This window comes from Pseudomonas sp. R1-43-08 (genome assembly GCF_003852255.1).
Classification (GTDB): Bacteria; Pseudomonadota; Gammaproteobacteria; order Pseudomonadales; family Pseudomonadaceae; genus Aquipseudomonas.
In genome coordinates this window covers 1,202,970-1,225,860 of sequence record NZ_CP027734.1, presented here as the reverse complement: position 1 = coordinate 1,225,860, position 22,891 = coordinate 1,202,970, and the positions used below count along the sequence as shown (strand labels likewise).

13 protein-coding genes are annotated in these 22,891 nt (G+C 61.4%); 8 read left to right on the top strand and 5 right to left on the bottom strand.

Translation table 11 applies throughout. The annotated features are described in order from the left end of the window. Positions 1 to 7 precede the first annotated feature (7 nt). The 3 genes from C4J87_RS05395 to C4J87_RS05385 are packed head-to-tail and all read right to left on the bottom strand — an operon-like array spanning position 8 to position 2,237. Positions 8 to 517, bottom strand: a complete 510-nt coding sequence (locus tag C4J87_RS05395; RefSeq protein WP_124365988.1) for a GNAT family N-acetyltransferase — start codon at positions 515 to 517, stop codon at positions 8 to 10. Continuing rightward, positions 514 to 927 carry an NUDIX domain-containing protein gene (locus C4J87_RS05390; RefSeq protein WP_124365987.1) on the bottom strand — a complete coding sequence of 138 codons (414 nt, stop codon included), beginning with the start codon at positions 925 to 927 and terminating at the stop codon, positions 514 to 516. Before C4J87_RS05390 ends, C4J87_RS05395 begins: the two co-directional genes overlap by 4 nt. Further along, positions 924 to 2,237, bottom strand: coding sequence for an HD domain-containing phosphohydrolase (locus tag C4J87_RS05385; RefSeq protein ID WP_124365986.1), 1,314 nt, complete (start codon positions 2,235 to 2,237; stop codon positions 924 to 926). The genes C4J87_RS05390 and C4J87_RS05385 overlap by 4 nt, the downstream gene beginning before the upstream one ends. Before the next feature lie 221 nt (positions 2,238 to 2,458). On the opposite strand from C4J87_RS05385, the gene C4J87_RS05380 reads away from it, so the two are divergent. Genes C4J87_RS05380 through C4J87_RS05365 form a run of 4 tightly spaced genes read left to right on the top strand, consistent with a single transcriptional unit; the run spans position 2,459 to position 8,525 of the window. Beyond that, on the top strand, positions 2,459 to 4,333 hold the full coding sequence (locus C4J87_RS05380; RefSeq protein ID WP_124365985.1) for a bifunctional diguanylate cyclase/phosphodiesterase: 1,875 nt from the start codon (positions 2,459 to 2,461) through the stop codon (positions 4,331 to 4,333). Between the two features lie 24 nt (positions 4,334 to 4,357). Beyond that, entirely contained in the window at positions 4,358 to 5,326 is a 969-nt protein-coding gene (locus C4J87_RS05375; RefSeq protein WP_124365984.1) for a cytochrome-c peroxidase, read from the top strand. Next, positions 5,323 to 7,149 carry a DAHL domain-containing protein gene (locus tag C4J87_RS05370; RefSeq protein WP_124365983.1) on the top strand — a complete coding sequence of 609 codons (1,827 nt, stop codon included), beginning with the start codon at positions 5,323 to 5,325 and terminating at the stop codon, positions 7,147 to 7,149. Before C4J87_RS05375 ends, C4J87_RS05370 begins: the two co-directional genes overlap by 4 nt. Then, positions 7,146 to 8,525 carry an ATP-binding protein gene (locus tag C4J87_RS05365; RefSeq protein ID WP_124365982.1) on the top strand — a complete coding sequence of 460 codons (1,380 nt, stop codon included), beginning with the start codon at positions 7,146 to 7,148 and terminating at the stop codon, positions 8,523 to 8,525. Before C4J87_RS05370 ends, C4J87_RS05365 begins: the two co-directional genes overlap by 4 nt. Positions 8,526 to 8,555: 30 nt before the next feature. On the opposite strand, the gene C4J87_RS05360 is transcribed toward C4J87_RS05365, so the two are convergent. Further along, a complete protein-coding gene (locus C4J87_RS05360; protein WP_124365981.1) occupies positions 8,556 to 9,071 on the bottom strand; it encodes a hypothetical protein in 516 nt (171 codons plus the stop codon). Between the two features lie 141 nt (positions 9,072 to 9,212). Between C4J87_RS05360 and C4J87_RS05355 the strand changes: the two genes are divergently transcribed. Next, positions 9,213 to 10,832, top strand: coding sequence for an FMN-binding glutamate synthase family protein (locus C4J87_RS05355; protein WP_124365980.1), 1,620 nt, complete (start codon positions 9,213 to 9,215; stop codon positions 10,830 to 10,832). Between the two features lie 175 nt (positions 10,833 to 11,007). After that, the gene (locus C4J87_RS05350; RefSeq protein ID WP_124365979.1) at positions 11,008 to 12,132 is read left to right on the top strand and encodes an OpgC family protein; all 1,125 of its coding nucleotides are present in this window, start codon (positions 11,008 to 11,010) and stop codon (positions 12,130 to 12,132) included. A gap of 597 nt (positions 12,133 to 12,729) precedes the next feature. On the opposite strand, the gene C4J87_RS05345 is transcribed toward C4J87_RS05350, so the two are convergent. Beyond that, positions 12,730 to 14,142: an amino acid permease gene (locus C4J87_RS05345; protein WP_124365978.1), complete on the bottom strand. Its 1,413-nt coding sequence runs from the start codon at positions 14,140 to 14,142 to the stop codon at positions 12,730 to 12,732. 377 nt (positions 14,143 to 14,519) lie between these two features. On the opposite strand from C4J87_RS05345, the gene C4J87_RS05340 reads away from it, so the two are divergent. Together C4J87_RS05340 and C4J87_RS05335 are read left to right on the top strand one after the other, a co-directional pair. Continuing rightward, on the top strand, positions 14,520 to 17,690 hold the full coding sequence (locus tag C4J87_RS05340; RefSeq protein ID WP_124365977.1) for a transglycosylase domain-containing protein: 3,171 nt from the start codon (positions 14,520 to 14,522) through the stop codon (positions 17,688 to 17,690). A gap of 62 nt (positions 17,691 to 17,752) precedes the next feature. Continuing rightward, complete coding sequence (locus tag C4J87_RS05335; RefSeq protein ID WP_124365976.1) at positions 17,753 to 22,846, top strand: NEL-type E3 ubiquitin ligase domain-containing protein; 5,094 nt, start codon at positions 17,753 to 17,755, stop codon at positions 22,844 to 22,846. The last annotated feature ends 45 nt before the right edge of the window (positions 22,847 to 22,891 follow it).

Here is a 22,891-nt window from a genome sequence, read left to right as displayed (position 1 = left end):
TGCCCCCTTAACCCTCGCCGCGCAGCTCACGCCACATGTGGATCTTGTCGAAGTAGTCCAGGCCCACCCGCACCGCCAACGGTTCCAGGCCGTACTGGATAAAGCCGCAGCGCCGGTACAACGCAAAGGCGGCGTCATTGCCGGCGGTGACGGTCAGTTGGACCACCTTGAGGTGCGGGTGCTCGCGTGCCTGGTCGAGTGCCGCCTGCACCAACCGGCGGCCCAGGCCGTTGCGTTGATGGGCGGCAGTCACGTACATGCCGAACAACGTCACCTTGTGCCGCGCTTTCTCCCGAGGCTCGAATGCCAGGCCGACGATGCCGACCAGTGCGTCGCCGGCATATGCGCCGAGCAAACGGTCCAACGCACCGTCCAGGCGCTTTTGCCACCAACTCAACGGCATCGCTGCGCGCTCGGCGACGCTGGAGGTGAACGCCTGGGGATAAACATCATAGGCCTCGAGCATCAATGCCCGATAGGCCTCGGCATCGCAGGCGTTGAGTGGGCGAATCGTCATGCGCCGAGCAGCGACGCGCGGTAGAGCGGCAGGATCTGGTCACGGCTCAGCGGCGCCAATGGCAGGCCGCCGTCGCCCATGGGGTCGATCCAGCGTATTTCTTCAATTTCAGCGGCCGGGGACACCGCCACGTCGATGTGCAGCTGGAACATGTCGGCCTGCACGGTGAAGCCCGGCTCGTTGGCCGCAGGCCCAGAGAACTGCCCGAGGTACACCGCTTGTGCCGGATCGATATGCAGGTTCAGTTCTTCCCGCAGCTCGCGGGCCAGCGCCTCGACCGGTTGTTCGCCAGCGTCAATCTTGCCGCCGGGCTGCATGAAAGCCAGGGTCCCGCGTTTGCGCACCAGCAAGGTCTGGCCGTGTTTGTCGATCAGGACCGCGGCAGCGATGCGGATAATTGAAGGGCTCATGTGGGAATCGTTATCTCGTCGGGTTGTTTGATAAATACGCTGTATTTTGCGCCCTCCATCGACTCGAACGCGATCAGCTTGTCCACCAGCGGCAGGTTCAGCACCTTGCCGGCGTTGAGCAGAAGCATGCCGTTGTCGGCGTTGAGGTTGCGCGCCAGGACCATGCCGTCCTCAAGTTCGCGGGTGGTGAGGACTTTGACCGTGGGGTCGCCCAGGGTCACGTCGCTGAGGAAGGTGGCGCAGGCCTGCACAAAATCCTCGACCAACTCCGGGTCGTAAAGGCGCCCGGCGTACTTGCGGATATACAGCAACGCTTCGTCGCTGTTCAGGTGCCGCTCCAGGATCAGGCCTTTTTGCAGCTCGATGAAGTCCACGGCCAGTTTCAGCAGCCGTGAACCCGCCGGGATCGCCTCGCCCTTGAGGTGGTCGGGAAACCCCGAGCCATCCCAACGCTCCTGGTGATGACGAATGATCCGCGCCGCGTCCTTCATCGGCTCCAGGGTCATCAACAGCGACTCGCTCTGGGTCGGGTATTCGCGATACAGCGCGCGGTCGGTGCTGTACAGCTTGTCGGACGGCGCAACCATCATGCTGTCGGTCCAGCTCAGTTTGCCGATGTTGTACAGCGCCGCAGCCATGGTCAGGTCGCGGGTGCTGGCTTCATCCATGACCTGGGCGGCGCAGTACACGCGGATCAATTCGATCAACGCGCGGTTGGTCTGCTTGTCCTTGGGCAGCCGCAGGTTGGCCAGCAACGAAAACACTTCGGTACCGGTCACGTAGCTGCGCTTGAGCTCGTCGTAGGCCAGGTCGAGCATGTCGGCGGTCTGTTGCAGTTCGGCGGTACGCGCCGTCACACGCTTTTCCAGCGTGGCGTTCAGCGCTTTGAGCTGGTCGTTCTGCTCCCGCGCAAGGCGTTCAAGCCGCTGATGTTCGAGGGTCTGCTGCAAGACCAGCTGCAACTCTTCGTCATTCCAGGGTTTGCTGATGTAGCGGTGAATCTGCCCGTCGTTGATCGCCTTGACGATGGTGGTCAGGTCGGCGTAACCGGTGAGCAGGATGCGGCCGGTGGCCGGGTACAGGCGGTGGACTTGCGCCAACAGCGTGGCCCCGTCCATACCGGGCATGCGCGCATCGCTCATCACCAGGTCGATGGGCCGGGTTGCCATGATTTCCAGCGCCTGGGCGCCGCTGGTGGCCAACACCACCTCGTAAGGCTGGTTGCGCAACAGGCGGCGCAGGCTGTTGAGGATCGACTCTTCATCATCGACCAGCAGCACAGCGGACTTCGTAGCGAGTTGTTCATCCATGGCGACTCTGCCTTCAAATTAAACGATGTGAAGCTCAATTGAACCGGTGCGCCGTGCCGATCCAGGCCAGCAGCGCGAAAATGCTGTTGATTTGACGCCAACTGGCCGTCGATATCAAGGGAGCTCAGCTATGCTGTCACTGCATGTTCACACCCCTTTGATTGTAAAACCAGGGAAGGAATCGTTATGCCGTCGAGTCTTCTGCACAGGCGCAGGGCACCATGACCCCGGAATCAGGGCGGGCCAACCGTCGCATCCTGATCGTCGATGACACGGCTTCGATCCACCAGGATTTTCGCAAGATCCTCTGCGCCGACGAGCACGGCGAGCCCTCCCTGGACACCTTGGAGTCGGCCCTTTTCGGCACCGCCGCGCCGGTACGCCAGACATTCGAGCTGGACTCCGCCTACCAGGGCCAGGAAGCGTTGGCGCTGGTGAACAAGGCCCTGCAGGCCCAGGCGCCCTATGCGCTGGTGTTTATCGACATGCGCATGCCCCCCGGTTGGGACGGTCTGCAAACCATCGAACAGCTGTGGAACGTCGACCCCAACCTGCAAATTGCCCTGTGCACTGCCTATTCCGACTACTCCTTCGAGGCGATCGAAGCGCGCTTGAAGTACAACGATCAGTTGCTGATCCTGAAAAAGCCGTTCGACCACCTGGAAATCCGCCAGATGGCCAGCGCCCTGACGTGGAAATGGCAACTGGCCCAGGACGCCGCGCTCAAGGTGATCAGCCTGGAGCGCACCATCGAAGAACGCGTGCAGGAACTGCTCAAGGTCTCGCACCTGTTGCAATACGACGCCCTCACCGGGCTGCCCAACAGTACGCTGCTGGGCGACCGGCTGACCCAGGCCATCGCCCTGGGCCGGCGACATGACACGCAACTGGCGGTGATGTTTATCGGGCTCGACCGCTTCAAGCGCATCAACAATGCCCTGGGCTACCCGGTGGGCGATGAAGTGCTCGAGCAGGTCAGCCAGAACCTGGTGGCAACGGTACGGGCCTCTGATTCGGTGTTTCGCTACGGCGCCGATGAATTCGTGATCCTGCTCAACGATATCCAGCACCCCCAGCAAACCCAGCACATTGCGCAAAAAGTGCTGAATGCCATCAGCGCGACGCGGCACGTCGCCGGGCAGGTCCTGAGCGTGACCGCGAGCCTTGGGATCAGCGTTTACCCCAACGACAGCGCCAACGCGGTGGGGTTGATCAAGCAGGCTGAAACCGCCATGCGCACCAGCAAGGAACGCGGCCCGAACGACTTCAGTTTTTATACCGAAGACATGAACCTGCGCGCCCGGCACCAGCAAAACCTGGAGAGCGCGCTGCGCCAGGCGCTGGAGCGCGATGAGTTGGTGCTGCACTACCAGCCCAAGCTGGAGCTGGAATCCGGCCGGATCGTCGGCGCGGAGGCACTGACACGCTGGTCTCATCCAAGGTCCGGCTGGATCAGCCCGGCCGAGTTCATTCCGGTCGCCGAAGACAGCGGCCTGATCGTGCGCCTGACCCAGTGGGTACTGCGCCAGGCCTGCGCACAAGCCCAAGCCTGGCGGCACATGGGCCTGGCGCCGCTGCGCATGTCGGTGAATATTTCGGCGATCGACTTTCGCCAACGCAACTTCGTCGACAACCTGGCCGCCATCCTCGAACAAACCGGCCTGCCGCCCGCCCTGCTGGAACTGGAAATTACCGAAAGCGTGCTGATGCAGAACGTCGATGAAACCGTGGCGATCCTGCAAAGGATCAAGGCGCTGGGGGTGCGCCTGGCCCTGGATGATTTCGGCACCGGTTACTCCAGCCTCAGCTACCTGCGGCGCTTTCCCATCGATGTGCTGAAGATCGACCAATCCTTCGTGCGCGGCCTGAGCATTAATAGTCAGGACGAACAACTGATCAGGGCTATCATCGGCATGGGTAAAAGCCTGAAACTGGACATCATTGCCGAAGGCGTAGAAACCATCGACCAACTGAATTTCCTCAAAGCCCAGCGCTGTGAGGAGGGCCAGGGTTTTCTCTTCAGCAAAGCGTTGGCGCCGCAGGATTTCGTCCAGTTGCTGCAGGTCGGTAGCGCGACACTGATGCCCGATCAATAGCCCCAGGCCGCAAGGAGTGCTCGCTTGAGCCATATTTCGACTGTCCGTACCGGCTTCATTCTCGCGTTGTGCCTGGGCAGCGGCGCACCGCTGGCCGCCGCACCGCTGAACGAGGCGCTCAAGCCCATGCCGGCAATACCGGCGCTGGACCCGGCCAAGGTCGAGCTGGGCCGCCAGTTGTTCAACGAGCCGCGCTTGTCGGCGAATAACACGCTGTCCTGCGCCAGCTGTCACCGCCTGGAATCCGGCGGCGCCGACAACAAGCCGTTCTCGATCGGCTTTGACGGTAAACCTGTGGCGCTCAACACGCCTTCAGTGTTCAACGCCAGCCTGAACTTCAAGCAGTTCTGGAATGGTCGGGTAGACACGCTGGAAGCACAGGTTGATCAGGTGGTCACCAGCCCCGTGGAAATGGGCAGTGACTGGAACACCGTGGTGCAGAACCTGACGGCCCTGCCCGTCTACCAACGCGCCTTCGCGCAGGCCTACCCCGATGGCCTCAGCGCCGCCAACGTGCAGAACGCTCTGGCTACCTATGAGCGTACGCTGCTCACGCCCGACTCGCGCTTCGATCAGTATCTGCAGGGCAACACCGCAATACTGACCACCCAGGAAAAGTACGGCTACCAGCGCTTCAAGGACTACGGCTGCATCGCCTGCCATCAGGGCGTGAACATCGGCGGCAATATGTTCCAGAAATTCGGAGTGATGGGCGATTACTTCCAGGCGCGCGGCAACCCGCAGGAGTCGGACCTGGGGCGCTACCTGCTGACAAAGGAGGAAGAGGACCGCTATGTGTTCAAGGTGCCCAGCCTGCGCAATGTCGCCGTCACCGCACCGTATTTTCACGACGCTTCGGCCAAGACCCTGGAAGAAGCGGTCGATGTGATGTTCAAGTACCAACTGGGGCGTAACCCGACCCAGGAAGACAAGGACCTGATTATCCTATTTCTCAAGACCCTGACCGGTAGCTGGGCGGGCAAGTCCCTATGAGACGTTTGTCACGCCTGTATCGCCGCCGCGCCAGCCAGGTGCTGCTTGGCCTGATGAGCCTGTTCCTGGCTTCCACGCTGGTGTTTTTGTACCTCAAGTCTTCCCGCGACCAGACGGCCACTTATACCCAGTCGCGAGACCTGATCCGCCAGCTCCAGCAGCTCAATGCCCAGTGGGACAGCGAAGTGCTCAAGGCGCGGATCGCGCTGACCCACAACTACGACCCGCTGGTCATGCCCCTGACGGAAATGACCCGGATCGGCGCTGAACTTGCGAGCCGCGACTCCTACCACAGCGCTACCGACCTGCCGGGTTGGCAAGCCAGCCAGGCGGCCTATCAGGCGGCCATCCAGGACAAAGCCCGGTTGGTGGACCAGTTCAAATCCCACAACGCGGTATTGCGTAATTCGCTGGCGTTTCTGCCGACCGCCGAAGATGACATCCAGGCCCAATTCAACAGCATTGACGACGAAGGCCGCCTGCAAATGCAAAGCGTGGCCACCGACACCTATGACCTGCTGCTCAGCAGCCTGGAGTTCGCCCAAGTCACCAGCGACGAGCGCGCCGCCGATATCCTGGTGGGCCTGGGCAAACTGGCGATCAACAAACAGAGCCTGCCGGTTGAGTTCCGGGCGCCGGTGGACATCCTCAGCAGCCACATTTCGCTGATACTGCGCGAACAGCCCGTGGTCAACAGCCTGCTCGAACGGATTGCCGCCGTGCCCGTGGCCGAGCACCTCGACGCGCTGACCACCCACCTCGATCAAGACCAGCAGGCCGCCGATCTCATCGAACATCAATACCACCGCTACCTGCTGGTGTTCTCGACCTTGCTGGTGGTGCTGCTGCTCTACCTGGCCGTGCGCCTGCTGCGCAGTTTCGCCGAGATCAACCGCGTCAACCGCGCCTTGCAATCGGCCAACGAAACCCTGGAACAACGGGTGGAACGGCGCACGCAACAACTCAAGGACGCCCAGAGCGAGCTGCTCGACAGCGCCCGCCAGGCAGGCATGGCCGAGATCGCCACCAACGTGTTGCACAACGTCGGCAACGTGCTCAACAGCGTGAATATTTCCGCCGACCTGGTCAGCCGCAAACTGCGCAGCAGCAAGGCCCAGGGCCTGGGCAAGGCCATGCAACTGATCAACGCGCACCAGGGCGACCTGGGCACCTTCCTCACCGAGGATGAAAAAGGCAAATTGCTGCCGGCCTACCTGAACCAACTGGTGGAGGCGATTGCCAGCGAGCAGCAAGGCATGAGCGATGAGCTGGCGCAGTTGAGCAAAAGCGTCGACCACATCAAGGACATCGTCTCGACCCAGCAATCCTATGCCGGCGCTTCCAAGCTGCTGGAGCCTGTGGATATCGGTGCCCTGATGGACGATGCCTTGCGCATGAACGCCGGCGCCCTGAGTCGTCACCACGTCACGGTGGTCAAGGAATACGCGCCGGTGCCGCAGATTCTGGGGGACAAACACCGGTTGCTGCTGATCATGGTCAACCTGATCAGCAACGCCAAGTACGCCATGACCGGTCTTTCCGAGCGGCCACGGCAAATCACCCTGAGGGTCGAACAGGTAGATGACCAGACCCTTAAAATCAGTGTGAAAGACGACGGCGAAGGCATACCGGTCGAGAACATAACGCGGATCTTCACCCACGGCTTTACCACCCGCAAGGAAGGCCACGGTTTCGGCCTGCACAGTTGCGCCCTGGCCGCCGTGGAAATGCACGGCCAACTCACGGCTCACAGCGACGGACCGGGCCTTGGCGCGGTGTTTACCTTGACGATTCCCCTGACCCTTGTCGGAAGTACCGCATGAACCAGCCTCCCAACCGGCGCATCCTGCTGATCGATGACACCCCGTCCATTCATGAGGATTTTCGCAAGATCCTGATGCCGAGCGCGCCATCCAACGAGGCGCTGGACGAGATGGAGTCGGCGCTGTTTGGTGACACCGCCACGCCGCAAGCCCAGGCGTTCGAGCTGCACTGCGCCTATGGCGGCGAAGAAGGCCTGGCCTTGCTGAGCACCGCCATGGCCGAGCAACGCCCTTACGCGTTGGCCTTCGTTGACATGCGCATGCCCCAAGGCTGGGACGGCGCGAAGACCATCGAGCAACTGTGGAAGGTCGCACCCGACCTGCAAGTGGTGGTATGCACCGCGTACTCGGATTATTCCTGGGATGACCTGCTGTCGCGCCTGAACGCCTATGACCGCTTGCTGATCCTGAAAAAGCCGTTCGACAACATCGAAGTCCAGCAAATGGCCAACACCCTGGCCAATAAATGGGACATGGCCCGGCGCGCATCCCTGCAAACCCAGCATCTGGAACAGCTGGTGGAACAACGCACCCAGGCGTTGCAGTTGGAAATCAACGAGCGCAAGCACCTGGAAAGCCAGTTGGTGCAGTCGGAGAAGCTGGCCTCACTGGGGCAACTCGCGGCCGGCGTCGCTCATGAGATCAACAACCCGGTGGGATTCATCTCATCCAACCTCAGCACCCTCGACAGCTACTTCAACCAGTTGCAACAGATGCTGGAGGCTTATCAACAAACCGAAGCGCTGATCCCGGCGCAGGACCAGCGCGAGCGGCTCAAGGCGTTGCGCACAGAACTGGAACTGGAGTTTCTCAAGGAGGACATTCCGGTGCTGATCCGCGAGTCCAAGGACGGCATTGGCCGCGTGGTACAGATCGTCAAGGACCTGAAGAACTTCTCGCGGGTGGATAACGACCAGACCTGGCAGTTCGCCAACCTGCAACAGGGCATCGATTCGACGCTGAACATCGTCGCCAGCGAACTCAAGTACAAGGCCGATGTGGTCAAGCACTACACGCCCCTGCCGGACATCGAATGCCTGGCCTCGCAGCTCAACCAGGTGGTGATGAACCTGGTGATCAACGCCGCCCAGGCCATGGGGCCGGAGCGCGGCACCATCACCATCAGCAACGGCGTGGACGGCGACACCATCTGGTTGGAAGTGGCGGACAACGGCTGCGGCATCGCGCCCGACACCGTGCAGAAGATTTTCGACCCGTTCTTCACCACCAAGCCGGTGGGCGAAGGCACCGGGTTGGGGCTGTCATTGTCCTACGGCATCGTCAAGAAACACCGTGGGCATATCTCGGTCAGCAGCGAGCTGGGCAAGGGCACGACGTTTCGGGTGGTGCTGCCGATTCGGCAGACGGCGGCGTAGGGCACGCCGCCGGGTACGGCCAGTGACCCATCAAGCCTGCAGCGCTATTTTTTGCTGGCGCAGCGTCGCGGCCAGGTCTAACAAGCCTGAACCTTCGCGCAGCCCTTTTTTGACGGACTCAGGCGTGGCGTCGTTCCTTACCACCGCATTGAGGTAACCGTTGGCTATCGCCTGGTAATCGCCGGTAACCGCACCGAGAAGCGCCTTGTCAAAACCGTCTTCGCGGGTTTTACGAAACCCGTCCAGCGCCCCGCTGATGGTGCCATCAAGGCCTGGCTTAGCCTTTGCAATTCCCTGCAACACGTTGCTCATGCCTGGGATAAACCACAGGCTCTTGGCCGCGTCAGCGGCAAACCGCTGGAATTTTCCCGGTGGGGTGCCGTCGCGCAACGCGTGGGAAGTGTGGTGGTGCTGAGCGGATTGCATCCGCTGCTCACGGTCGATCGCGGCGGACGCGCCTTGATGAATGATAGAAGGGCCGAAAGCGGCAGATATGTTCGACATGAGCGATGACTCCAAGAGCATGAGAGAAAGGGCGTCCTGCACGATAGTGGCCGCCTTTCGCCGAACGGTTCCATGGCTCGCGCCTGACAAATACCGCCCCAGAGCCTCCGATCCTTGTCCCCTGTTTCAGTACAGGCGCAGAATGGCGGATCGACCTTAAGAGTCCGAACCAAGGAAAACCGTATGAGCCTGTCGTTACTAAGCCGTTACGCGTTCTTTGCCGTATGCATCCTGTTCACCCTTGCCAGCCTGCCCTTTATCGAACATGAATGGCTGTGGCCCATCACGATAGTCACCGGCCTGCTCAGTTTGATCGGCATCTTCGACCTGCTGCAAAGCCCCCACGCCGTGCGCCGCAACTACCCGATCCTGGGCAATATCCGTTATCTGGTGGAAGCCATCCGCCCGGAAATCCGCCAGTACCTGCTCGAATCCGACAGCGATGCCCTGCCCTTCTCCCGGGCCCAACGTTCGCTGGTGTATTCACGCGCCAAGAACGAAACCGCCGACAAGCCCTTCGGTACCTTGATCGACGTCTATCAGTCGGGCTTTGAATTCATCGGCCACTCCATGCGGCCCGCCCCGTTGAGCGACCCCAGCGCGTTTCGCGTAATCGTCGGCGGCCCGCAGTGCACACAGCCGTACTCGGCGTCGGTGTTCAATATTTCGGCGATGAGTTTTGGCTCACTGAGCGCCAACGCCATTCGCGCGCTGAACCAGGGCGCCAAACTCGGCAACTTCGCCCATGACACCGGCGAAGGCAGCATCAGCCCCTACCACCGCGAAAACGGCGGCGACCTCACTTGGGAGCTGGGTAGCGGTTACTTCGGCTGCCGCACCAGTGACGGCCGCTTTGACCCGGAACGCTTTGCCACCCAAGCGCAAGACCCGCAAGTGCGCATGATCGAAATCAAGATGAGCCAGGGCGCCAAACCAGGCCATGGCGGGATCCTGCCCAAGCATAAAGTCACCCGGGAAATCGCCGACACCCGCGGCATCATGATGGGTGAGGACTGCATCTCGCCGTCACGCCACAGCGCATTTTCCACGCCGGTCGAACTGATGCAGTTCATCGCCCGGCTTCGCGAGTTGTCCGGCGGTAAACCGGTGGGGTTCAAGTTCTGCCTGGGCCACCCCTGGGAGTTCATGGGCATCGCCAAAGCCATGCTCGAAACCGGCATCCTTCCGGACTTTATCGTGGTCGACGGCAAGGAAGGCGGCACGGGCGCGGCACCGGTGGAATTCACCGACCACATCGGCGTGCCGCTGCGCGAGGGCCTGTTGTTCGTGCACAACACCCTGGTGGGCCTGAACCTGCGCGACAAGATCAAGCTCGGCGCCAGCGGCAAGATCGTCAGTGCCTTCGACATCGCCAGTGTGCTGGCCATCGGCGCCGACTGGGCCAACTCGGCGCGCGGCTTTATGTTCGCCATTGGCTGCATTCAGTCGCAGAGCTGTCACACCAACAAATGCCCGACTGGCGTCGCCACTCAGGACCCGCTGCGCCAACGTGCGCTGGTGGTACCGGACAAGGCCCAGCGCGTGTTCAACTTCCACCGCAATACCCTCCACGCCCTGGCGGAAATGCTCGCCGCCGCCGGGCTGGAGCATCCGTCGCAGTTGTCGGCCAAGCACTTGGTGCGACGCATGTCGGCGACCGAGATCAAGCTGTTCTCGCAGCTGCATGTGTTCCTCAAACCGGGTGAGCTGCTCACCGGCGAGGTGAATGGCGAGTTCTATTCGCGGATGTGGCAGATGGCGCGGGCGGACAGTTTTGAACCGCATGAAGTAGCCGCCGCCTGATTCACACGGTTGAAGCCTGCCCGGCCTTCGGGCAGGCCACTGAGACATTCGGTAATACCCAGCCTTTTGCAATCGCTTACAAATACCGCCAACCTGCGCCCGCCCGACGTGCGGCGTACGACAACGCGCGCGCTCGCCACTCCTCATTCAACAACTTGTTCAAGAGCCCGCTGCCATGCTGAACGGACGCGACCCGCGCATCGATTTTTTTCGGGGCCTGGCATTGATCTTCATATTCTGGGATCACGTGCCCCACAATCCCCTGGCCCATGTCACCGTGCAGAACATCGGGTTCAGTGACGCCGCCGAAATCTTCGTATTCCTGGCCGGCTACGCGGCGGTGCTGGCGTACGGCAAGATCCTGCAGCGTGAGGGTTATTTCATCGCCTGTTTAAGAATCCTGCGCCGAGTGTGGACGCTCTACGTGGTGCACATCTTCCTGCTGGCGCTGTTGATGGGCATCGTGATATTCGCCAACAGCCATATCGAAACCCGCGACCTGGTGCAGGAGATGGGCCTGGAGTATTTCCTCAACAATACCCAGCAGGCCCTGGTCGATGAATTGCTGCTGCGGTTCAAGCCCAACCTGACCGACCCTTTGCCGCTGTATATCGTGCTGATTCTGAGCCTGCCCCTCACGCTGCCGTTGCTGTTGCGTGTGCCGAGGATCGCGGTGGGCGTTTCTGTGGCGGTGTACCTGCTGGCGCCCTGGCAGGGCTGGAACCTGCCGGCCAGCAACGGCGGGGTCTGGTACTTCAACCCGGTGACCTGGCAGTGCCTGTTTATCCTCGGTGGCGCAGCGGCCTTGCGGTCGGCCCGCCCGGCTGACCAGCGGCCCGTGTTGCGTCAACCGTTGTTCCTGGCGGCTGCGGCGTATGTGCTGACGAGCTGCGTGATCACCCTGTCGTGGCGCTGGCCCGAGGTGCACGATGCCTGGATGCCACGCCTGATCGGCGAATGGCTGTACCCCATCAGCAAGACCGACCTGTCACCGGTGCGCTTGCTGCACTTTTTGGCCCTGGCCTATGTCACCGCCAAATTGCTCCCCGGTGTCGGCTGGACGCAACACGCACTGGCCCGGCAACTAGGGCGGATGGGGCGCTACTCGCTGGAAGTGTTCTGCCTGGGTGTGGTGCTGGCGCCGTTGGCGGACATGGCCAACGCCCTGACCGGTGACACCTTCGCCATGCAGATATTCACCGCGCTGGTGGGGGCCGCAGTGATGATGCTGTTTGCCGCGTGGCTGGAATTCAACAAGCAATTGGACCAGCGCAGAGCCGCTGTGCCCGCGCCTGGTTAGTGCAGAGCTGATTGACATGTGGGAGGGGGCTTGCTCCCGATGGCGGCCTGACAGCCGACCAGGATGCTGGATCAGGGCGAGTACATATCCGTTGCTGCGGTAACGGCTGCTATGGGTTCCGCCCTTACGGCGTCTCACTTTTGAAAAGCGCAAAAGTAAGCAAAACGCTCTTGCCCCACCACTCGGCACCTCGCCTAGGCTCGGTGTGCCCGTAATCCGACAGTGATTTGGGGGCCGCCGCCACGCGCCATCCATGGCGCGGGGCGGCTAAACCGGCATCCCTGCCGGTTTACCCCCCAAATCACTATCGGATTCCGGCCAGCGTGGTTTAACGGGGCGCCTAGATCAAAAGCAAGATCAAGAGCGACTCGCTTCGCATCGTGGTTACCGTAGGCTGCTACAAAGTTGTGTAGATACCTATGGCCATCGGGGGCAAGCCCCCTCCCACATGGGTTTTGCGGCGTTTATTCGATCAGGACAATGCTATGCGCCCAATCAGGACCAGCACGAATCGCGTTGTCGCTGCAGGTCTAAATGTGGGAGGGGGCTTGCCCCCGATGGCGGTGTGACTGACACACCACCATCCCAGGCAAGCCCTCAGGCTGCAGAACGCACCGCCCCATTGGTCGGCTGCAACTTGAACACGTAGAACAACACCGTCAACAACACCAGAAACGCAGGCCCTACATACAGTGCCACGCGGGTGTCCGGGAAGTAAGCCATCAGGCCCGCCACCAGCACCAGGAACGCCAGCGCCAGGTAGGAGCTGACCGGGTACAGCCACATGCGGTACTTGAGGCCCGCCTGCTCGGCCGGGCTCAGGCCTTTGCGGAATTTGAGCTGGGCCAGCAGGATCATCAGCCAGGTCCAGATCGCGCCGAAGGTTGCGATGGAGGTGACCCACACGAACACCTGGTCCGGCACCAGGTAGTTGAGCAACACGCCCAGCAGCAAGGCAAAGATCGACAGCAGCAGCGCTTTGCGTGGCACGCCATTGCTTGAGGTGGTGCCGAACGTCGCGGGCGCCTGGCCGTTCTGCGCCAGGCTGTAGAGCATGCGCCCGGTGCTGAAGATGCCGCCGTTGCACGACGACAACGCGGCGGTGATCACCACGAAGTTGATGATGCCCGCTGCGGTCTTGATACCCAGGCGCTCGAACGTCATCACGAACGGGCTGCCCTGGGTGCCGATTTCATTCCATGGGTAGATCGACAGGATGACGAACAACGCGCCCACATAGAACAGCAGAATGCGCCAGAACACCGAGCCGATGGCGCTGGGGATGGTCTTCTGCGGGTTGCGCGCTTCACCGGCGGTGAGGCCGATCATCTCTACGCCAAGGTAAGCGAACATCACCATCTGCAACGACATCAATACGCCTTGCACGCCGTTGGGCATGAAGCCGCCATGGGTCCACAGGTTGGAAATGCCCAGCGCCACGCCGTCATTGCCGAAACCGAAAGCGATGATGCCGACGCCGCCGATCACCATGGCAATGATGGTGACGATCTTGATCAGCGCGAACCAGAACTCGAACTCACCGAAGGCCTTGACCGCGATCAGGTTGATGGTGCCCATGCTGATCAGCGCCGCCAGGGCCCAGATCCAACGCGGGGTGTCGGGGAACCAGACGCCCATGTACACCGCCACGGCGGTGATTTCCGCGATGCAGGTCACCAACCACAGGAACCAGTAGTTCCAGCCGGTCAGGAAACCGGCCAACGGGCCGAGGTAGTCCTGTGCATAACGGCTGAAGGAACCGGCGACCGGGTTGTGTACGGCCATCTCGCCGAGGGCACGCATGATCACCAGGATGGCCAGGCCACCGATGATGTAGGACAGCATGATGGCCGGGCCGGCCATTTCGATGGCCTTGGCCGAGCCGAGGAACAGGCCGACACCGATACAGGCACCGAGGGCCATCAGGCGAATATGCCGTTCACCCAATTCGCGTTTGAGCGGGCCGCCTGAAGCGGTCTCGCCATGGGGCAGTTGGTTGCCGACTGGCATAGGGATACAACCTCATCTTGTTATTGGATTGTCCGTCGAGTTTCCACGGTGCAAGCCGGTAAGCCTGCGCCCTTGTTGAAACCGGGGCCGCCTCATGGACGGGCCCGTCTTGCCAGGCAAGATCAACGGGGCGTGCAGTATAAAAAGCCCGGAGTAGGGCCTTTCACTATAAAAACGAGGCAATTTAGGGGAAGCGTGGGTCAAAATGCAATTTTACAGGAGCATCTGACCTGCATCGGGCGACAAAACGTCGCGGAGGCGCCGCTGCAGATCCACCGGAAGATTCCTACACTCAAAACACAATTCCCTCACACCCAGCCATCAGCGACTAAACTTCAGGCAAGTCCGATCTATCTGCGTGAAGGGATCAATCGACTATGGGCGCACTGTGGCAAACCGAATCGAGCAAGGCTGCGAAAGTACATGGCAGTTCGGACCCAGCGCCTTTATCCAAAAATAAACCCAGGCCTCGTTACGCACGGCGCCTGTTCTGGTTGATTGTGTTGATGGCGCTGGCGGCCCTGGGGTTTGCCGTCGCCAAGGAGCTGCGCACCTCACGCCTGCAGGCCCAGGAACTCAGCCGCCTGGCCCGTGACCTGACCTATCGGTTGGAGCCCGGCCCCAGCCCGGCAATCGCCTATCCCGGCGCCGGCCCCTTCGACCGGCGACTCGGTTACAGCGACCTCGGCACGTTCCTGCCACGCTTGCTCAAACGCGGTTATGTGATTGAAACCCAGGCGCGCTTTTCGGCCGAATTGATGGACTACAGCACCAAGGGCCTGTTCGTGCCCTACGCGGAAAAAATCCAGGCCGGGCTCTCCATCACCGACTGCCGCGCCGTGCCGCTCTACCAATACAACTATCCGCAACAACTCTACGAAAACTTCGCCGCGATCCCGCCGGTGGTGGTCAACAGCCTGCTGTTCATCGAGAACCGCGACCTGCTCGACCCGGCTCAGCCCGAAGCCAACCCGGCGGTGGACTGGCCGCGCTTCGCCAAAGCGGCCTGGTCACAAGTGGCCAGGCTCCTGCATTTGCCCGGGCAGACCGCCGGTGGCAGCACCCTCGCGACCCAGCTGGAAAAGTACCGTCACTCCCCCGACGGCCTGACCCTGTCGGGCGGCGAGAAACTGCGGCAGATGTTTTCCGCCAGCGTACGCGCCTACCAGGAGGGTCCGCAGACCTTGCAGGCACGCCGCAATATCGTGCGCGACTACCTCAACAGCGTGCCGTTGTCCGCCGTGCCCGGTCACGGTGAAGTGCATGGCCTGGCCGAAGGGTTGCGGGTGTGGTACGGCGCCGACTTCAACCGCACCAACGCCCTGCTCGCCGACAGCAGCACGCAAAACCTCGGGCAAAAAGGCCTGGCCCTGCGTGAAGTGTTGTCATTGATGATCGCCCAGCGCCGGCCCTCGCACTACCTGTCCAAGGGCCACGCCGAACTGGCGAACCTGACCGACAGCCACATTCGCCTGCTCGCGCAGAACGCGGTCATCGACCCGGCCCTGGCACAGGCCGCCCTGGCCAGCCAGGTGAGCTATCGCGATTGGCTGCAACAGCCGACGATTCAACCGATTGAAACCAACAAAGGCATCAGTGTTGCCCGCAGCCGCCTGGCCGCCCTGCTCAATCGCCCGCTGTACGACCTCGACCGCCTGGACCTGTCCGCCACCAGCACCTTGCAGGATGACTTGCAAACCCAAGCCACCACCTACCTCAAGCACCTGGCCGACCCCGCCTTCGCCGGGCAAATCGGCTTGCTCGGCCCGCGCCTGTTGACGCCCGCCAGCACCGCGCAAGTGCGCTACAGCTTCACGCTCTATGAGATGACCACCGATGGCGCACGGGTGCGGGTACAGACCGACAACACCGACCAACCCTTCGATATCAACGAGAGCAGCAAGCTGGAACTGGGCTCCACCGCCAAGCTGCGGGTGCTGACCACCTACCTGCAAATCATCAGCGAACTGCATGATCGTTATGCCGACCAGCCCCCTGCCGAGCTGAAAAAAATCAGCGTCGACGAGCAAGATCGCCTGTCGCGCTGGGCCGTGGATTACCTGGCGCAAAACCGCGACCGGAGCCTGCCGAAGATGCTCGACGCGGCGCTCGAGCGGCAATATTCGGCCAGCCCCGGCGAACGTTTTTTCACCGGTGGCGGCCTGCACCACTTCAATAACTTTCGCAACGAAGACAACGGGCGTAACCCCACGCTGCGCGAGGCCCTGCGTGAGTCGATCAACCTGCCGTTCATTCGCCTGATGCGCGACCTGGTGCGCTACAGCACCTATCAGGGCCCCAACAGCAGCGCCGAGTTGCTCAAGGACGACAGCGACCCACGCCGCCAGGAGTACCTGGCGCAATTCGCCGACCGCGAGGGCACCACCTTCCTGCTGCGCTTCTGGAAGCGCTACCGCAACAAAGACACCCAGGCCCGGCTCGACACCTTTCTCGACAGCATGCACCCCACCGCCATGCGCCTGGCCGCAGTGCACCGTTATCTGCTGCCCCAGGCCAACCAGGACAGCTTCAACCGTTTCGTGCGCGCGCACCTGCCCACCAAGGCCCCGGAAAAACTCACCGATGAACGCCTGGCCAAGCTCTACAAGGATTACGGTCCCGGCGCCTACGACCTGCCGGACCAAGGCTATATCGCCAAGGTCCATCCACTGGATTTGTGGCTGCTCGGTTACCTGCTGAACCACCCCGACGCCACCTTCACCCAGGCCGTCGCCGCCAGTGAGCACGAACGCCAGGAAGTCTACGGCTGGCTCTTCAAGAGCCGCCACAAGAGCGCCCGCGACAGTCGCATCCGCACCATGCTGGAGATCGAAGCGTTCCTGGATATTCATCAACGCTGGCAGGCTGTGGGCTATCCGTTCGATCACCTGGTGCCGTCCCTGGCCACCGCTATTGGCAGCTCGGGAGATCGCCCGGCGGCCCTGGCGGAGCTGGTCGGGATCATTCTCAATGACGGAGTGCGCGAGCCGACCGTGCGTATCGACAGCCTGCACTTTGCCGCCGGCACCCCTTATGAAACCCGCCTGGTCAACAACCCGGACCGAGGCAAGCGGGTCATGCCCAGTGAAGTCGCCAACGCCTTGCGCGAGGCGTTGTCCCAGGTGGTGGATGCCGGTACCGCAAAACGTGTGGCCGGCAGCTTCAAACTGGCTGACGGCACACCCCTGGCCATGGGCGGCAAGACCGGCACCGGCGACAACCGCATCGAAGCAATCGGTGCCGGCGGGCGCCTACTCAGCTCCAAGGCGATCAACCGCACCGCCACCTTTGTGTTCTATATCGGCGACCGCCATTTCGGCACGCTGACCGCATTCGTCCCCGGCGCCTCGGCCCAAGGCTTCACCTTCACCTCGGCATTGCCGGTGCAAGTGCTCAAGGGCATGGCGCCGTTGCTCGGCCCTTATCTGCAACCCGGCAGCCGGACGCAGTGCAAGCCGGGGGGGCCCGGCACATTCAGTGCACAAATTCTGCATTCGCACACCGAACAACCCGCACATTTCAGTCCCGACTTAGCTGCAATATATTGAACGTTTGTTCTTGATTTCGACGGATAGGCTAAGCACTCGAGCCACTTAACGAGTTCAACTTGATGCCTATACGTTCACTGCCTTCCAGCACGCCTGCGCGCGCCTATAAAGGCCCTCACTATGACTTGATCAAACAAACAATTCCGGACTGGCTTGCCACGACCTCCCTGGCCCGGGCCCATCAGATGAGCGCCGCCGACCTTTCTCGACTGCCCGCTTACACCCGCGCCCTCCCCGCACAGCATCAAGCCCTGCAGGCGGCCAATGCTGAAGGCTGGCGGACGCAAAACGCCGTGGACCGGCAGCTGCGCGACATACAAGACGTGTATGCCTTTGCCGAGCCCCTGCTGAAACAAGCCATTCTGGACAAGTACCACCTTGACCTGGACGTCAAAGCAACGTTTCTGCACCTGTATATCGCCAAGAAACTGCCTTGGTACGCCCACAGTTTTTTCAAGGGCGTGACCGGCCGCAAGGTGTCATTGCTCGACGCGGCCTTGCAGAACTTTGCCGCCGGGGAATCCTTCGAAAGCGACTCCAGCTATATCACCCGTCCCGACTACCGTGGCCACTTCCAGCCCCTGGCGTTGAGCGACACGATGTCCATCCCACAGTTCAAGGCCTTGTGCCGTGAACTGGACCTCGGCGCACGCTATCAACAACACCTGAACAACTACTTGCTGCCAACGGACCTCAGCGCTCGCACCACCTTGAAAAACCAGGTCATCGCCAGCCAGAAAGCCGCGCTCAAGGCGGCGGCACACCTGGCTTACCTGCCCACCGACGGCCAACAGGTCGCGGACCTGGGTGCCGCGACCTACCACGTGTTGATGCGCGCGTTGCGCGGTGAACGGGGCGTGATGCGGTTCTATCAACTGCACATCCTCGATGCTTCACTGAGCGGTATCCTGCTGATCGCCGCTGACCTGGATCGGGTTTCCAGCGCCTCGAAACTGATCGCCTACATCCCCCATGACCCCGAGAGTCCCGTCAAGGAGTACACCTCCAGCCTTGCCTTCATGCTCGACCTGACCCGCAAGCTGCAAACCAATGCGTCGATACCATCTCGCCAGGGGCAAACCTACCAACAGTTCTTCAGCCAGTTTGTCGACCATAATCAACGCGGGCATTTCTTTGCCGGACTCAATCAGCGGCTGTCCAACGTTCGGTGGCACCCGGCGCAGCCACTGGACCCGCGCCCTCAATGGCGGGAAGCGCCGCTGGACAATCCCAAACTGCACTTCTCCTCGCCCGCCATCGAGGGCGATCTATGGGAATACCGCTACCAGCAATCCTTCAACAAGATATTCAACGACGCACGCAGCATCGCGGTGCCTACGGCCGACGCCGACAGAACAGAGCGCTGGGCCTGGTGGGACAACTTCACAAAAATCCTCTCGGATATTTTCAATGTCGCGCTGCTGGTCATCACTCCATTCGTGCCGTTCCTCGGCGAGCTGATGCTGGCATACACCGCCTACCAACTGGCCAGCGATGTGATCGAAGGCGTGGTAGACCTGGCCGAAGGGCAGTTCATAGAAGCCGCCGAACACCTCGTCACGGTCGCAACCGATACGATCCAACTGGGACTCTTCGCCGTCGGTGGAGAAGTCGCGAGCGCGTTCAAACGCTCGCTCTTCGTCGACAATTTGCGCGCGGTTGAAGTCGACGGGCAACAGCGCCTGTGGAACCCGGACCTGGCGCCTTACGCCCACGACAACCTGCAGCTGGCGAGCGATTCTCAGCCCGATGAACTGGGCCTGCATACGCACCAGGACCAGAAAGTCCTGCCGCTGGATAACCGGCACTACGTCATCGAACACGACACCACCCACCACACCCATCGCATCAAGCATCCCACCCGTCCCGACGCCTATTCACCCAGCATCGAGCATCACCCCAGTGGCGCGTGGGTCCATGAAGGCGAGGCCCCCAACACCTGGGACAGCGAGACGCTGCGTCGGCGCCTCGGGCCTTCGGTGGAGGACCTCAGCCCCGCCCAACTTGAACAGGCCTGCCAGACCAGCGGCACCCACGATGACGCCTTGCGCATGATGTATGCCCAACGCGACACACCACCGCCGCTATTGGCCGACAGCCTCAAGCGGATAAAGCTGCGCCAGCAACTCGAAAGTGCTCCGCAGCAGGTTCGCGCCGGGGCCAGTGCGGACCTGCCGACCAACTGGACGGTGCAAACCACCACCGAACTCCAGGGTTGGCCGGCAAACAAAGCCATCCGGGTGTTCGTCAACAGCGACTTGACCGGCCACTCCATCGTCTACGGCGCCACTGACGCCAGCGCTGCCAACACTTTGCGCCTCAGCTATCAGGCTGTGGAAGCCGGCCAGTGGTTCGAACAGGTCATCGCGTTCCTGAGCGACACCGAGCGGATGGCCTTGCTTGCAGCGCCCGGCGCGCAAACCCTGCCCGAACCCGTCATGGCGCTGCGTGAGCGCCTGGCCAATGAGTTGGTGCAGCAGAACACCAGCGTGTTCAACCACCTTTACAGCACCCGTGAAGCGCTCAATACCCCGCAGGGCCGACTGATTCAACAACAGTTTGCGCTATTGCCCAAAGACCTGGTGACCACGTTGCTGCTGCGCACCTCGCCACAAGAGTCGAGCGTGATGAGCCGTGAACGGCGCATCCCCTTGCGCCTGAAAAACCTGGCCCGGGAACTGGCCAATGAAGTCCGCGCCAGCCATGCCAGTGAAGGCCTCTACCACGACGCCTTGCTGACCCCGGACACCGAGCGCATGGCCCTCAATATCGTGCGCCTGCACACCGATGCTCTGGGCGACTTGAACATTGCCATTCACGATCAGACGCCCAACGGCAGCCTGCGTTGCCAGGTGGGGCCGGCCGACGCGGGCACGAAAAAAATACTCCTGTACAAGGGCCAGGGGCGTTACCAACTGCACGCTGCGTCGCCTTCCACTCCCCCGCCGCAGTACACCTTTTATGAAGCGTTGTTGCGCGTGGTCCCCACGGACACGCTTGACTACCGGCCAGGTCAAGGCGCGAACTTCAAGGAATGGCTCAAAGCGCAACTGGCGCCACCGGCCGAACGCCGCAGCGTGATAGCGGACAGCCCGCTATCCCCGGCTGAGCAGCGCACCACACAACACTTACTGCAAAAACCCATGTGGGGGGCTTTCCGCCGATGGGTCCTGAGGCAACCCCCACAGCCGCCGACCCCTCGGGAAACGCTGATGAAGCTGTGCCCGCGTTTGACTGAGGAACAGATCCAGAAAGTGCTGCCCCGCCTGAGCACTATGCAAGGCGAGCAACTGCTCGGCACACTTGAAGCTGACCATGCGACGCTGCGCGAAGACATGAACAGGTTCCGCAAAAAACCACTCGTAGATCCCATGGCAAGCACCGATCAAGCCCTGCTTGAAATACACACTCGAAACCAGGTCATCCATGGGTTGACTGCCTGCTGGGAAGACGGTGCCTACCTGCGCATGCAACCGATGGAAGCGAAAACCCGCGGTACCCTGCTGGACTTGAACGGGCTGGCCCTGGGTCTTCACCTGGAACGCCTGGGACCACTGCGAGCAGACTTCAGTCATGTCACCCGCTTGAAGCTCAGCGGCTCAGCGCTGGGCGATCGCGAATTACCCTTTCTCGATAATTTCCACAACCTGCGCAACCTGGACCTGTCGGCCAATCGTCTCGACAAGGTGCCGTCGCAAATATTGCCCATGAACGGCCTGACCGCCCTGAACCTGGGTGACAACCCTATTGCATGGTCGCCCTCCGACCACGCCACGCTTAAACAATGCCCACAGTTGCGCGCGTTGAATCTGGAAGGTAATACCCGCCTGGAAACCCCACCGGATGTCAGCCACATGCCGGAGCTGCGCCTGCTGGTACTCAATAGAACCGCTATCACTCAATGGCCGCAAGGGCTGGAAAGCCCGAGGCCCGCTCTGCTGGAACTGGACCTGAGAAACACGGCGATCAACACCGTCCCCGTGTTTGCGCCAGAAACTCCCGCCGCCGGGATTGTGGCCAACAGTTGGCTGGATATGACCAGGCTTGAATTCGAGGATGAACAACGCTTCGTCAGTTATCGCCGGGCCCAGGGGATCGACCCTTACCGCACCACGCCTCGTGGCGGTAAAACCGACAGCCAATTCTGGATGGTTGGCCTGACACCTGAACAGCGCAACACGGCACAGAAGGTGTGGGACGAGGTGGAAGCGGAACACGGCTCCCAGGGTTTGTTCGAGGTGTTCAGACTGTTGCAGCCGCCTGCAGGTTTTCAAACCGAAATCGATGCGCAGTTGTTTGAACAAGGTCGCGAGGACCTCTCCCAGCGAATCTGGCAGGTGGTGTTTCGTGCCTATGAGAACACCGGGTTTCGCGAGCGGATATTCAGTTTGGCCGGCGCACCGGCCCTGTGCGCAGATGCCGGGGCCCATACGTTCAACCGTATCGGCGTGGAAACCCTGCTGGAAATCATCCGCAATGACAACAGCCCTCACCTCGAACGTCACCTGGTGACACTGGCCAAACAGACCTGGCGCCTGGAGCAGATCAACCAAATCGCCCACAAGGAAATCCAGCATCGCATCGCGCCAGAAAGCGAGGGCGGATTGGGCCAGACGTTTGGCAGCGGTGAAAACCAGGTCGATGACGTGCAGGTGTACCTCGCCTACCAAACCGGGCTCAAACGCCGTCTCGACCTGCCGTGGCTGTCCGAACACATGGTCTACCGCAACACGGCCGGGGTGACTCAAGAACACCTGGATACTGCGGTGCGCCAGGCTATCGAGCTGTCCCAGGGCGACGGCCTGGTCAATGGCATTCTTGAGCAACCGTTCTGGGCCGACTACCTGCATGACGCCCATCTGGAAGCGTTCAAGGCTCAAGCCGAGAAACGCACACACGCCGGCAGCCAACTGGAGGATCTACGGGATGCCCACACGGAATGGATCGGCGCCGAGGTGACGCCTGAGCGCAAGGCACGTTTGCGCGAACAGATCATCACACTGGCCAATGAACTGACGATCCCCCATACCGTGGTGCTGGCCGAAGAATCCTTCTCCGATGCGACCGTGCGACGGCTTTACAGCGACATCCAGGATGACTACAACGAATTGGCGCGCCGTTTGACGCGACAGGCACTGCTGGACGCGTACGAATAACCGAACGCGTCACAAGCCACTGCCGGTCACTGTTTCACCCGCAGA